We start from the raw sequence: 434 nt of genomic DNA on the forward strand, positions 1-434 counted from the left end.
CGGAGGCGGGCTCAACTTCAAGGGAAAGAAAATGCTGGCCTGACTGGGACATCATTTGTCAGGAGATGTCCGCATGGTTGTCATTGCCCATAAAGACCGACTGGCAAGGTTTGGATTTGACTTGTTTCGATGGCTCTGTGAGCAAAACAGGTGCTCACTCATGGTTCTCAACCAGACAAGTCTCAGTCCAGAACGAGAAATGGTTGAGGACATCCTCGCCATCCTCCACTGCTTCAGTTCCCGATTATACGGACTGCGTAAATATAAAACTCAGGTCAAAGAAGATCCGGATTTACCCCAGCCCGGAGCTAAATCAAGTCTGGCGTAAATGGCTGGCTGCTTGTCGGTATTGCTACAACCAAGCAATTGCATTATCTAGGAGTGGTAAACGACTAAGCAAGTTAAAGTTACGCAATAAAGTGATGCAGAGCGAT

General features: G+C 47.5%; 1 protein-coding gene and 1 pseudogene. Both read left to right on the forward strand.

The annotated features are described in order from the left end of the window. A pseudogene (locus tag P5683_RS25880) lies at positions 1–328 on the forward strand (recombinase family protein); the annotation flags it as partial. Next, on the forward strand, positions 291–434 hold a 144-nt coding region (locus P5683_RS25885), incomplete at its 3' end, for a helix-turn-helix domain-containing protein (protein ID WP_315645180.1). The pseudogene P5683_RS25880 and the gene P5683_RS25885, both read left to right, overlap by 38 nt.

Source organism: Limnospira sp. PMC 1279.21 (assembly GCF_032349615.1).
GTDB classification, from domain to species: Bacteria; Cyanobacteriota; Cyanobacteriia; order Cyanobacteriales; family Microcoleaceae; genus Limnospira; species Limnospira fusiformis.